This is a genomic window from Amycolatopsis sp. NPDC051758 (assembly GCF_044453095.1).
In the GTDB taxonomy this organism is placed as follows: Bacteria; Actinomycetota; Actinomycetes; order Mycobacteriales; family Pseudonocardiaceae; genus Amycolatopsis.
Genome location: NZ_JBITCJ010000026.1, coordinates 1 through 12,271 on the forward strand (window position 1 = coordinate 1; position 12,271 = coordinate 12,271).

Genomic DNA, 12,271 nt, shown 5'->3' on the forward strand with positions numbered 1-12,271 from the left:
CGGAAGAGCCGGGGGAGGACGAGGGTGAACACGAGCAGTTCGATGACGACGATGGGGCCGAGGTTGAGCAGGAAGTCGTTGAACGCGAGTCCGGCCCGGCTGCCGATGATGATGTTCGGGGGGTCGCCGATCAGGGTGGCGGCGCCGCCGATGTTCGAGGCGAGGACTTCGGCGATGAGGAACGGGACGGGTTTGATGCCGAGCCGGTCGCAGAGCAGCAGGGTGACCGGTGCGATGAGCAGGACGGTGGTGACGTTGTCGAGCAGGGCGGAGGCGACGGCGGTGATCAGGGTCAACAGGATCATCACGCGCAGTGGTGATCCTTTGGCGCGTTTGGCGGCCCAGATGGCGACGTATTCGAAGACGCCGGTTTTGCGCAGCACGCTGACGATGATCATCATGCCGAGGAGCAGGAAGATGACGTCCCAGTCGACGCCGGTGTCGTGGGAGTAGAAGGCGTCTTCGGAGCCGGTCACGCCGAGGGCGAGGATCACGGCGGCGCCGGCCAGCGCGGCGATCATCTTGGGGATTTTTTCGGTGGCGATGAACAGGTAGGCGACCACGAACACGGTGATCGCGATGAGAGAGCTCATCGGGTGGCCTCGCTGTTGTCGGCGGGTGGGGCGTGAGGGCCGGCTGCGGCAGCTTGTCGCGCGATATCGTCGGCGTGCACCGGGTGAGCGTAGGGCGGATCGAGGGTGGGCGGGCGCGCCGAGCAGGCGGGCGCCGAGTTCCGCGGTGCTCTCGCCGGTGACCGGTGAGAGCGGTTGCTGTCAGTGAATTTTGACTGCACCTGGGGTATGCGGAGGCGCACCGACGTGCCCCGGGTGAGCGGTCGAAGATTGAGTTGCATGCCACGATCCGCTGATCTTGGGCCGGTAGATCTCGTGGTCGCGGTGGCGTTCTGCGGCGGTCGTGTCCGGGATGTCCGAGACGTACGATGGTGGTCAGGCATGCCTGTCGGGGCGTCCGGTGGGCGCCCGCAACCCGGGAACACAGCTGTGTTCCCGGGAAGGAGACCGCGATGTCGCGTTCGTCTCATGACCCCCCACCCACCGCTCCCACCGGCTCGTCCGGGCCGCCGGCGCAGGACTTGTCGCCGTTGGTGCGGACTGTTCTCTCGGCCAGCCCGACCCGGTCGTATCGTCTCGGCGTCGCGGTCGGTGCGTTGCTGGCGGTGTCGGTGGCGTTGCTGATCATCCAGAGCGGCAGTCCGCGGGCCTGTCCTGGCTGGGTTGGCAGTTCCAGGTGCCGTTGTGGCTGATCCTGCTGCTGGCGGTCGCGGCCGGTGCGGTCCTGATGGCGGTGGGGGTGCTGTTGGGGATGTGTGCTCGCAGCCGCCGCGACCGGCGTAGTGCCGCGGCTCAACGGCTGCAGGAGCTCGCCGAGCCCGCCCACCCCGCGAGCGCGGGGCCCGCCCCGTCCGCAGGCGTGCCCAGCCCCGCACCGGCACCGCTGGCGCGACGCCGGCCATGCCGCACCCGGCCGAGCGAGGCAGCCCGGCCGACGCCGCCCGGAACGACGGTGCCCGCAGTCACGACACGGCCGCGAAGCCCGGGGACCGGCGATGATCGGAGGTGGGGGCGTGGTGACTTCGACGCACGAGCGTCCCGGCCGGCATCCGCAGGTATTGCCGGGGGGTGTGCTCGATGCGCCGGGTCATCATGGCCCCGTTCGCCGCCGTGGTGACCGCGTGCCTGGCCCAGGACGGCGACATCGAGGCCGCTGACGGCTGGACGTTGCTGTGTCGGGACGGGTAGCGGCTGCTGTTGCAGCGCGGCTGACCGCCGACGCGTGGGCGTGGCCGCGTGGTGGCTGTCCGGAGTCGGTGTGGACTCGATGGAGTAACGCCGGTAACCCAGACGGCGGCGTAAGCGACAGTTCCTGTACACGACCCAGACCTCGTCGTGAGGAGGCCGACCGATGCCGACACCCCGATCACGACCGGGCACCGCCCGCGACACCGTGACCCTCCGGGCAATGCTGGCGGCGTGGCGCCGTGACATCGACACCGAGCCGGTCAGCCGCGGCCTGGACCCCGCCGCGCTGACCCGCCGCTGGCAGCGACACCGGTAACTCTTCCCTGTTCCCTTGCTTCCGCCTCCGCCGCGCCCGCGGGGATGCGGCGATGTGTCGACCCCTGGAGGTATCGGTGAGCACGTCTGCCCACGCGGTGGGAATGCGCCCGCGCTACCGGGCCCGCCACGCCCGGCCCCGTCCTGAGCTGCGCTGGATCCGCCGCGGCGCGGCGGCAGCGCTGCTGGCCAGTACCCCGGCGGCGCTGGTCGCAGGCGGAGCACTGGCGTTGGTCCCGGCGGCGATCCTGGCTGCGCTGCTGGGTGTGAGCGTCGGACTACTGCTGCTCGCGGTGCGTGCCCTGCGTCGTGCCACCCGGCGCGTCGAGGGCATCTTCGCCGAGGAGCTCCCCGCCGGGTCCGTGTCCGGCACGCACGGTGGCCGGGACAACGCCTCGTTCTCGTCTCGGCGCCAGGCGTCATAATCCGCCGTGTGCTCCCTCTGGGGTGGGTATCCGGTGGTGTGCCCGGTCGGCAGGCCCCCCGACCGGCCCGGCGCACCGCCGGACCCACCACAGTCCGGCCCCTCGTCGTTGCTCCGTTTGGCCTGGAGTGTCGGTCCATGAGTACTGTGCCCGCGGCGACGTTGCGTGAAGGCGACTGGTTCTGGCATGAACCCTGGCCCGGATACCGGGCGGGGCTGTTGCAGGCCGTGAGCATCGAGCTCGGCGAGAGCACGGTGCAGATCACCACCACCGACTGTGAACGTGCGCTCGTGGACTACCGCCACAACCGGCCCCTGCACCTCGCCGACGCACCCCCGGCCGCCGCCACGCTGACCGAGACCGGGCAAGCGACCACCTAGCCTTGGGCGTTCTCCCTGAGCAAAGAGCTGGCCGGGGAGCTGGTCCTCGGCATGACCCCCTCTTGGTCCCGGCACCACTGTGCGGCGCCTCGTCTCGAGCTGGAAGGACCGATCGACATCAATCTCCACCTGCGTCGGAGAATCTTAAAACGCCCATGCATCTGAGGCCGGCTATCTGGTCCTGGGACGAATCGGTCAACCTGCCAGGATGAGCGGCTGCGTCTCCGCACGTAGACGACGGTTCTGTTTGTCGATGGTCGCTCCCCGACGGTCACGGCTGGGATGCGGGACGCGCTGATGCCTCTGTCGATTTACGTTGGCCCGCTGCCCTTGCCGCTGTCACCAGCGGTGTGACCATCGCACGGGCCGCGATGGCGATCTCGGTGGCGCATTTCTTCACCGCTGATGTGCGCCTGGCACGGGCCGGTCGCGGGTAGCGGGGTGGTGGCGCGAGCAAGGCGGCTGCCCAACGGTCGGCCCAGCCCGACGGCGCGCCCGACCGCCTCACAGAGGTGTCGTTTCGGCGGGTCTGTCTGGCAGAACGGCCCAGCCCCGCGTCAGGCCGGGCACGACCCGCCTGGGTGTGTGTCACGTCTTCGACAATGGCCACCGCTGGATCAACCTCCCGAACTGGAAGTAATTCACCACCATCTGTCATTCGGCGGCAACTCGGCGTCCGGATTGGTGACCAGCGGGCTCACGTAGATTGGCTGGTCGCAACGGGGTCTGGGTGGGCCCGATCACTCCATCGGGGTAGCCGTCGTCACGCGCCCAGGCTGGGTGCTCTCGCAGCGTTGACGTGAGGCGGATGGCGACGTTGCGGAAGAATCACCCGCCGCAGCTCACTCCGGGTGGAATCGCAGGGTAACGGGTATCGCCGGATACACCGACCGGTTCGAGGGATGTGTTGTCGTGCCTACCGAGTGGCCCTGGATTCCACGCCGGCGCCACCGTTCGTGTGGCGACGTCGAGAAGGAGGACGAGGCTGCCTGAGTTCCTGGTCGTCACCGCGGGCCTGCCGGACCGGATGGGGCGCGGCCGGTCAGGCTGCGACGCCGAGGCAGTCGCGCAGGCGGATCAATCCGTCGCGCATCCGCGTCTTGACCGTCCCGGTCGGCACGCCCAGGTTCGTCGCGACCTCGGTGTAGGTCTGGCCCTGGTAATAGGCCATCGTCACCGACTGACGCTGCAGCTCGGTCAACCGGTCGAGGCAGGCGCGGACCTGGGCGCGCTCGTCGCGGTGTTCTGCGGACTCGGCGACCTCATCGAATGGAGTGCTCTGCCCGGCCTCGAACATCGCCTTGGTTTCCCGGTTGGTGGCGGCCTGCTCGGAGCGGACCCGGTCGATCGCCCGGCGATGCGCCATCGTCAGCGCCCAGCTCACGGCTTTTCCCTTGTCCGCGGAGTAGCGCGTGGCGGTGCGCCACAGCTCGATCATGACTTCCTGGGTGACCTCTTCGGCATGGGAACGGTTGCGCAGCACCTGGTGCGCCATCCCGAAGATCGGACCGGCCAGCCGGTCGTACAGCATCGCGAACGCGGCTTCGTCGCCCTGCTGCGCGACCTTGGTCAACAGCTCTTCCGAGGTCAGCCCAGGGCCGGACGATCGCTCCGTGGGCACCGAATGGAGCGGCACCTGATCAACCACGGCGCACACCTGCACGAGGGGAAATGCGCGAATGGCACAAGATCTGAGGCACGCCGACTCGTCGCTCCCTTGACGGTTCGTACTGGTCCGGATGGCGTAACGCAGTCAGAGCAGTCACCGCCGCGGGGCCGGAAGCCGCGAGTTCACCTTCGTCCGGGCGTGCCGGATCGCCGCCCGCCCGGGACCACCGGAACCTCTTCCAGAGTCCCTCCGGCGCACCTTCCCCTTCGCCGACGCCACCACCGGGTGATCCCGGGCACGACACCGCCTCGGGATCACCCGGTCGCCGGCAAAGATCAGGACGGCTTCAGCCCGGGGTGGCAGGCCCAGGCGTAACGGTCCGTGAGCGGGATGTGGAAGAGGTAGGAGACGATCTGGGTCTGGCCGTGGGTCTTCGCCTTGCACGCGGCCAAAGCCGCCTCTGAGTTCTTGCCGTGCGTGATGACTCCCGTAGTGGGATCGGGCAGGACGGACGCCGGAGCCGCGTCAGCAGTGGCCGTGCCCCCGATCACCGCCGCCGCGGCGATCAGGCCGATGCCTGCCGTCCGAGCCAGCCACGTCCGGGTGGCCGACGGTCCCGTGCTCTGTACTTCGGTCATTTCAGATCTCCTTGCGAATGAACGAATGGCTCGAAAGCCGTTTTAACCTGACCCGAGAGTGTCTCTCACGTGGTGATCGATGCTGCTTGAGCCATGATCTTGGGGTGACGGGCGACGCCGCGGGCATGGCGCGATCCGGCCACGCCGTTGTTCGGCCCGCTCAAGTTGCCCGTGGCTGACGACCATCAGGTGCGGATGCCGCTGCACGATCGGCTCGGTGGTGTCCGATGTGTAGAGCCCCGCGCTGCCGTCCTCGATGAACAACAGGTATCGGGCCAGCCGGCTTTCCCCCGTGCGGCCGAGGTAGTCCTCGACGACGGCGCGGTCGTTCCTGCGCCGCCCCTCCGGTCAAGCCCTGCGTCGCGCTGGTCGTCATTTCGGCGAACCTCCTGCCCGTCCTTGGGAGTACTGCGATCACCTTGTCCCGCACGGCCCTCGCCGGTCAATCAAACTGTCCAACTGGAGCAGTGCACGGTCGGACACCGCACTGGCCGGTTTGCCCGGTCCTGTCTGACCTTCGCCAGGTGCACCGGTACCTGATCGTCGACGTCTTCACCGACACGCCCTTGCACGACAACCTCGTCGCCGCCTTCCTCGACGCCGCGGACCTGCCCGCCGATCTGATGCAACGCCTCGCGCGAGCTCAACCTGTCGGAGACCACGTTCATGCTGCCGCCGGAGAACGACGGTGACGTGCGGGCGCGGATCTTCACCCCGGTGAACGAGCTGCCGTTCGCGGGCCATCCGACGCTCGGCACGGCGATCGCGCTGGGCGAGTCCGTCTCCGGCGACCGGCTGCTGATGGAGACGGGCAGGGGCACGATCCCGTTCGACCTGCACCGAGCCGGCAGCCGCGCGGTGTCGGCCCGGATTCGCCAGCCCGTGCCGACGTGGGAGCCCTACCTCCGGACCGGGAACTTGCCGGCCGCGCTCGGTATCGAGTCCTCGACGCCGCCGGTCGAGGTGTACCGCAACGGACCGCGCCACGTCTTCGTCGGCCTGCCGGACGTTGCGGCCAACTGCTTCGTCCCCGAGGGTACCCGGCGGCGGACGCGCATGGTCTCGCCCGCCACCGGAATCGCCGGGGACACCGCGGCCGGCCCGCTCGCCGTGCACCTGACGCGGCACGGCCTGGCCCGCTTCGGCACGGAAATCGAGATCCGCCAAGGAGTGGAGATGGGACGCACCTCGGTCGTGCGGGCCGAGGTGCACGGATCGGCAGGTGGCATCGACGTCGGCGGGTCCGCGGTGGTCGTGGCGGCCGGCGAGTTCCGCGTCTGAAACGCCAATCAGAAGTGGACGGCCGCCCCGGCGGAGCGGCCTGCTCCAGCGACGACGCCCGGTCGAGCGGCTCCCGCTCGTCGGCGAGGGGTTCGCTTTGCCGGGTCGCCACCGACATCGTGTTCGCCCAGTCCGGGCGGACGACCCACAACGCGTCCGTCTCGGTGTCGCCCCAGCCGCTCGACGTGGCCGGCGAGGCTGATCTGCTGGTTGGTCTCGCGCCAGTAGGACTTGCCCGCCCGTAACCGGTCTTCACGAACTCGATTCCCTTGCAGCTGCCTGCATGCGTGGCGAAGATGATCCCGCGGCCGGTGATCCGGCTGAGCCGGACCATCCGGCTCGACACGTGGCCCGGCCGCCCCGCCGTCGTCAGTGCCATCGCTCCCGGTTCACGGACGCCACGGGCCACGGCCAGCTCGAACCACCGCTGCAGCAGCGAAACGGTCTTCCGGGAACTTGTCGAACTCGCTGCCGAGTTGCGCGCGCTGTTCACCTCCATGATCACTCCTGGCCTTCCGGTGCGGCGGCCTCGACGTCCAGCACGAGCCGCAGGTTCGGCGGTAGGCTCCGCCGGGATCGGATACCCGGAACTGGTGGCACGGACTCTCGACCAACACCCACGCGTCCGTGCGCTCCTGATCATGCTCGGGAGGATGGCCGGTCTCGGCGCGTCAGCACCGATTCGGGGTGGAACTGCGCCGACGCGAACCGCGGGTGAAGCGTCCACCGCCGTCATGCGGATGCCCACGTGCGCGTAGACCCCGTAGATGATCAGCTGGTCCCGTCCGTGTGAGGGACAGCGCGGTAGCGCCACTTCGTGCGCAGCCAGTCGGACGGCCCGGGCGTCAGCGCGTCGACGATCTCGTGGTCTGCGGCGTCCCGCGCATGCCGGGTCCCCTGATGTCCTTCAGCAGCCGTATGTCCACATCGGACATCCGGCCGCGCTGGGCGGTGTGGGCCGTCGGCATCCCCGTGGCCCGGCGGTACTCGCGCAGCGCCACCACGTTCTTCGTCAACGGATCGGCGAGTCCCGGTACGAACGGCCGAAGGAAGTACCGCTGCCTGTCGTGGATCAGCAGCACCGCGCGAGCGGGGATCCACGACCCACGACACCAGCCGCTCCGGCGGATCTTCGTCCGCGGGCAGCGGGCAGGAAGTGATCTGCGGAATACCGGCCATGAGACGCGGAAAGCGCGCGTCAGGAAGCCAGGTCGCGTTCGAGCTGCTCGGCCAGTGCGCGCCAGCTCACGGCGTTCTGCCTGGCGAGGGCCGCCAGGCTGCCGTGACAATGCGGTGGCAGGTGCCCGACCAGGTCCGTCCAGCCGGACCTGAAGGTGCAGCAGGCGCAGCAACGCACGCCCGGCTTCGGTCGACCGCAGTGCCGGATCGTTGCCCAGCCGCTGGAGCGTGTCGCCGTCCGTCTCCGGGCTGCGCGTGGGCAGCCGCCTGGGGCGCGCCACGTCGGCGGCCGGCTGCGGCGCCGTGGGCCGGTCTTTGCCAGCGACGAGGTCCGCGCGGACGGCGCGGACGGTCTCCGGTGACAGCCCGGTCGCCCTCGCCGCCTGACGTAGGGACAGGCGCGGGTCGTCCAGCAGCAGCTCACGGACGAGCCGGCGCCGCTGTGCGCTGTCGGTGGGACGACGGCGGCCGTCCAGGCCCACCCGCTCGGCGGCGTGACGGCCCAGCTGGTCACGCAGCTGCACGACGGTCCGCGGCGGCACGCCCGCCGTCGCGGCGATGCGCCGATCAGACCACTGTGGACACAACGACAGGAAGTGCGCCGTCGCGGCCCGGCGATCCGCCTGGGTGAGCGGCAGTCCGCCGTGGCCGGTGTTGGCCTTCAAGGCGAAGGCGAACGCCTCGATGTCCTCGTGGCCGACGAACCGAGCATCGATGTGCGACGCACCGCGCAGCCGGGCCGCGCGCACCCGGTGCCGGCCGTCGATCACCTGCATCGTCGCCCGCTGGACGACGATGGGCGGCAGGTCGCTCTCGGGCAGTGTGGATAGCCTCCGGACGTGCGCCGCGTCCTCACCGCCGACCCGCACGGAACGCCCGGTGGCGAGCGCGTCGATCGGCAGGCGCACCGTGGCCCCGTTTTCCCGATCCTCCGCAGTCGACTTGGCCATGCTTTCCCCGATCGATCAGGACGTGCGCCCAGCACTCGTACAGTGGACCCAGTAATCATGGGAACTTCTTGCTGGGCGTCGCAATCCGCCAGTTCACGGTGTTCCATTCGCCAGGTGACGAAGCCGGTCGCCCATAAGTCTGCGGTAATTGGCAGGTCTTGGGGAGTGCACTATTATCGGCTGCGAGATCGACCCGTCCGATGGATCGGGACTGTGGTATGAATAGGGAATTGACGGCTGCCGAAGGTGTGGTCGAAATCATCACCGGCGGCTGATGTGCGCAACGCCTTTGCGTCGCCGTAAAACTGGGCATTCCGGACCGGATGGCGGGCCGGTGGGAACCGGTATCGCGCTGGTGAGGGTAGGTGGCGTCGGGGAAGAGGGCGCCCGCCGGCTGATGTGACTGCTCGTGGCCGTGGGGGTATTGCCCGGCGATGGAAACACCGGTTACCGGAACACGCACGTCAGCCGCTCCTGGCCAGCGTGCGGGAGTTCCTGTGGAATATATGCCGTGCTCTGCGGCGAAGAGTTCTACGCGGCCAGGACGCACGCCGAAAATCGGTCGTCACGCTTACCGCAGGATTCGAAATCGTGTTCGGTGCGCCCCTCTGCGAGCGCATCGGCCACCGCGAAGAACTGAGTGAGCGGCTCCAGTTCGTCATGAAGGCGGGAAACCTGTTCTTCGACCACACGTGCCCTGCGTGATCGGCCTGTCCGGAGAGACCTTCGTCGACGTCGGGTCGAGCCCCGGGCAGCTCACCCCCGGCGACATGACGAAGACCGTCTCCACCGGTGGCGACGTCTACTTCCGGTGTCGGGTGCCGGCCGGGTGGAGCGGCGCTGCGGGGTGTTCGAGAACGTCCGTGCCGCCATGCCGGATGGGGCATCCCGGCCCGTCATCCTCGAACGCGTCGTGGTCGATGAAACCCGACGGTCCTGCCCTCGTTGCGGGCCCTGCACCTGCTGATGGATTCGGTGCCGTTGGCGGCGGGTTCGCCGGGAGCCGAGCGTGGATGCGGTCGCGAGGCGGGTCCCCTGTCGCCAGACCGCGCGAATCGAGAGGCTGTCGTCGATGGTCGTGGTGGGATCACCGTCGACCAGGACGAGATCTGCTCGCAGGCCTTGCTTGACGCGGCCCCGATCGTGGAGGCCGAACCGTTGCGCTGTCAGTGAAGTCGCCGAGCGCAGGGCTTCGGCGGGGCTGAAACCGGCCTGGACGAACAGTTGCAGCTCGCCGTGCAGGCTTGCTCCGTGGGTCACGCCGCGCACGGCCAGAGCCGCGGCGTCGGTGCCGGCGATCACGTCGACCCCAGCCTGGCGCAGGGCGGCGATCGTGGCCAGTGCCAGGTCGAAGTGCGAGGCGGGCAAGCCGCCGAACGTGTCGGAGAGGTGAGACCTCAGCTCCGGCGGAAGCTTTCCCGCCACGCGGGGATCTTGCGCCAGGTCGGTGCTGTGAGACAGCCCGACGATGGAGGCAAGGGGAGTCAGTGTCGGCACCACGAACACGTTCGCGCCGGCGATGCGGTCGACGATCTCCGGGGTGTGGGCCGTGTCGGCGAACAGGTGGGCGAGGCCGTCGGCGCCGGCGTCGACCATCTGTTCGGTCTCGTGCAGTGTCATGGCGTGGGCCATCACCATTTTCCCGCGAGCGTGCGCCTCGGCGATCACGGCGGCGTGAATCTCCAGTGGTACGTGCGGCAACTCGAAGCCGAACGCCCCACCGCTCTCGGCTATCAGCTTGATGTAGTCCGCGCCCTCGCTGATCCGGTCGTCGACGAACCCGGCCGCCTCCGCCACCGTGGTCGCGGTCGGCCAGACCGGATCGCCGAGGCCCTTCCGGAACTGGTGGGGGTGGCCGTCGGGGTGGGTGAGCGAAAAGGAGGCGCTCCGCACGTCTGCGAGACTCCGGTCGGCCTCGACCTCGGCGCGCAGCGGGATCATGGTGGCGGGGACCGAGCCCATGTCGAGTTCGGTGGTGACGCCGAAGGTCAGGGCCTGGCGCAGCATCGCGGCATCGGTGTGGGTGTGTGCGTCGATCAGGCCCGGCAGCAGGGTTGCGCCGGTGGCGTCGACGACTTCCACCCCGGTGACACGCGGCCCGCCCACCGAGACGATGACGCCGTCGTCGACGTGCACGTCGACGTGGCCAAGGTTCTTCTCGCCGTCGAACACCTTCGCGCCGACGATGACGAACTCGTTCATGGAACTCTCCTCGCAAAGCCGGCTCGTCGTGCGGGTGGGATGGGAATCGGCTCGACGCCTTGCACGACGCGGGTGGTCAGGGTGCCGAGTTGTTCGACGGTGACGGTGACGACGTCGCCGGGTTGCAGGGGGCGGTGGGCGTTCAATCCCTTGCGGCCCCACAGTTCGGCGAGGCAGCCGCCGCCGCAGGTGCCGGAGCCGAGGATGTCGCCGGGGCGGATCTTGGTGCCGCGGGAGGCGTAGGCGATCATGTCGGCGTAGGAGAACGCCATGGCCGACCAGCGGTCCTGCCCCAGCCGTTCGCCGTTGATCTCGACCGTCATCGTCAGGTCGAACGAGGTGTCGGTGCGCCAGGGTTGCAGCTCGTCGGGGGTGACCAGGACCGGTCCGAGGGTGTTGGCGGTGTCCTTGCCCTTGGTGGGGCCGAGCCGGACCTGCATCTCGGCGAACTGGAGGTCGCGGGCGGACCAGTCGACGAGGATGGTGTAGCTGGCGATGTAGGCGTCGGCGTCGTCGGGGTGGATGTCGCGGCCGGTGCGGCCGATGACGGCGGCGATCTCCAGCTCGAGGTCGAACATCCGGCTGCCGGGCGGGACGGGGACGTCGTCGGCGGGGCCGAGGATCGCGTAGGGGTTGGTGAAGTAGAACGCGGGTGCCTCGTACCAGCGTTCGGGGACGGTCGAGTCGGGTCCGCCGAGTTTGGCGACGCCTTCGACGTGCCGTTCGAAGGTCATGAAGTCCCGCACGGTGGGCGGGTCGGGGATCGGTGCGCGCAGCCGGAGGTCGCCGACCGCCCGGGGCGCGGCGGGCGCGGCCAGGGCCTGCTCACCGGCTTCCCGCAGGGTGCCGTCGCGTAGGAGGCCGAGCATCGTGACGCCGCGATCCAGGGGATGGACCTGGTTGTGGTGGAGGACGCCGACCCGATCACCGTCGTCGTCGGCGTAGGTCACGAACCGCACAGTCGCGCTTCCCTTCAGACGGAGGTGTGCATCGGGTGGCCGAGCCAGGCGACCGCGTCCTCGAACGCGGCGATCACGTCGAGGTCCCGGCCGGTGTGGTCGGCGTAGGCGCGGTGCAGGTTGAGCACGATCCGTTCGGCGTCGGCCCAGCCCGTGAACTCGCCCAGGTCGGCCTGGCGGGCGGTCTGCAGGGGCGTCAGAGCCCGGGAGAGCCCGCCCTGGGCGGTGTCGAGGATGAGCCGGTAGTAGCGGCGGTGCTCGTCCAGGACCCGCGTGATGCCGGTGCCGGTGAGGACCGGGCCGTGGCCGGGGACGACGACGTCGGGTTGCAGGGACTCCAGCCAGTCGACCGCGGCGAGGGCCCCGTCCACCGAGCCCATGAAGACCAGCGGGGTGAGTCCGGCGAACACCAGGTCGCCGGAGAACAGCACGCGTTCGCCGGGCAGCCAGGCGATCCCACAGCGGAGGGCAGCCGTCGATGACCAGGTCGGCCTGAAGCCCTTCCCGCATCCGGCCGTGCCCGACGATCACCGTCGTGGCGGGGAGGAGGCTGTTGCCGTAGGTGTGGTCACC

General features: G+C 69.4%; 14 protein-coding genes and 1 pseudogene. 6 read left to right on the forward strand and 9 right to left on the reverse strand.

Translation table 11 applies throughout. The features are described 5' to 3' along the window. Window positions 1–593: SLC13 family permease (locus ACIA5G_RS52510; protein ID WP_395937869.1), on the reverse strand; the 593-nt coding region annotated here is incomplete at its 3' end. 637 nt (window positions 594–1,230) lie between these two features. Between ACIA5G_RS52510 and ACIA5G_RS52515 the strand changes: the two genes are divergently transcribed. The 4 genes from ACIA5G_RS52515 to ACIA5G_RS52530 all read left to right on the forward strand — a co-directional run bounded on the left by ACIA5G_RS52515 (window position 1,231) and on the right by ACIA5G_RS52530 (window position 2,880). Next, entirely contained in the window at window positions 1,231–1,689 is a 459-nt protein-coding gene (locus ACIA5G_RS52515; protein WP_395937990.1) for a hypothetical protein, read from the forward strand. Between the two features lie 234 nt (window positions 1,690–1,923). After that, window positions 1,924–2,076 carry a hypothetical protein gene (locus tag ACIA5G_RS52520; protein WP_395937871.1) on the forward strand — a complete coding sequence of 51 codons (153 nt, stop codon included), beginning with the start codon at window positions 1,924–1,926 and terminating at the stop codon, window positions 2,074–2,076. Window positions 2,077–2,152: 76 nt separating this feature from the next. Next, a complete protein-coding gene (locus tag ACIA5G_RS52525) occupies window positions 2,153–2,500 on the forward strand; it encodes a hypothetical protein (protein ID WP_395937873.1) in 348 nt (115 codons plus the stop codon). Window positions 2,501–2,637: 137 nt separating this feature from the next. Beyond that, window positions 2,638–2,880 carry a hypothetical protein gene (locus ACIA5G_RS52530; protein ID WP_395937875.1) on the forward strand — a complete coding sequence of 81 codons (243 nt, stop codon included), beginning with the start codon at window positions 2,638–2,640 and terminating at the stop codon, window positions 2,878–2,880. 1,042 nt (window positions 2,881–3,922) lie between these two features. On the opposite strand, the gene sigK is transcribed toward ACIA5G_RS52530, so the two are convergent. The 3 genes and pseudogenes from sigK to ACIA5G_RS52545 all read right to left on the reverse strand — a co-directional run. Continuing rightward, entirely contained in the window at window positions 3,923–4,543 is a 621-nt protein-coding gene (gene sigK / locus ACIA5G_RS52535; RefSeq protein ID WP_395937877.1) for an ECF RNA polymerase sigma factor SigK, read from the reverse strand. Between the two features lie 281 nt (window positions 4,544–4,824). Further along, entirely contained in the window at window positions 4,825–5,127 is a 303-nt protein-coding gene (locus ACIA5G_RS52540) for a hypothetical protein (protein ID WP_395937879.1), read from the reverse strand. A gap of 42 nt (window positions 5,128–5,169) precedes the next feature. Beyond that, window positions 5,170–5,451 (reverse strand): annotated as a pseudogene (locus tag ACIA5G_RS52545) (PhzA/PhzB family protein); the annotation flags it as partial. A gap of 200 nt (window positions 5,452–5,651) precedes the next feature. On the opposite strand from ACIA5G_RS52545, the gene ACIA5G_RS52550 reads away from it, so the two are divergent. Next, window positions 5,652–5,819, forward strand: coding sequence for a hypothetical protein (locus ACIA5G_RS52550; RefSeq protein ID WP_395937881.1), 168 nt, complete (start codon window positions 5,652–5,654; stop codon window positions 5,817–5,819). Next, window positions 5,794–6,408 (forward strand): PhzF family phenazine biosynthesis protein, encoded by a 615-nt coding sequence (locus ACIA5G_RS52555; protein ID WP_395937883.1) that lies wholly within the window; start codon window positions 5,794–5,796, stop codon window positions 6,406–6,408. The genes ACIA5G_RS52550 and ACIA5G_RS52555 overlap by 26 nt, the downstream gene beginning before the upstream one ends. Before the next feature lie 845 nt (window positions 6,409–7,253). Here the strand turns inward: ACIA5G_RS52555 and ACIA5G_RS52560 are convergent. From ACIA5G_RS52560 to ACIA5G_RS52580, 5 genes are all read right to left on the reverse strand, one after another. Then, complete coding sequence (locus ACIA5G_RS52560) at window positions 7,254–8,537, reverse strand: ParB N-terminal domain-containing protein (RefSeq protein ID WP_395937885.1); 1,284 nt, start codon at window positions 8,535–8,537, stop codon at window positions 7,254–7,256. A gap of 531 nt (window positions 8,538–9,068) precedes the next feature. Then, a complete protein-coding gene (locus tag ACIA5G_RS52565) occupies window positions 9,069–9,227 on the reverse strand; it encodes a hypothetical protein (protein WP_395937887.1) in 159 nt (52 codons plus the stop codon). 66 nt (window positions 9,228–9,293) lie between these two features. Beyond that, window positions 9,294–10,739, reverse strand: coding sequence for an amidohydrolase family protein (locus ACIA5G_RS52570; RefSeq protein ID WP_395937889.1), 1,446 nt, complete (start codon window positions 10,737–10,739; stop codon window positions 9,294–9,296). Further along, window positions 10,736–11,689 (reverse strand): fumarylacetoacetate hydrolase family protein, encoded by a 954-nt coding sequence (locus tag ACIA5G_RS52575; RefSeq protein ID WP_395937992.1) that lies wholly within the window; start codon window positions 11,687–11,689, stop codon window positions 10,736–10,738. The genes ACIA5G_RS52570 and ACIA5G_RS52575 overlap by 4 nt, the downstream gene beginning before the upstream one ends. A 23-nt stretch (window positions 11,690–11,712) precedes the next feature. Then, window positions 11,713–12,129 (reverse strand): hypothetical protein, encoded by a 417-nt coding sequence (locus ACIA5G_RS52580; RefSeq protein ID WP_395937891.1) that lies wholly within the window; start codon window positions 12,127–12,129, stop codon window positions 11,713–11,715. Between the last annotated feature and the right edge of the window lie 142 nt (window positions 12,130–12,271).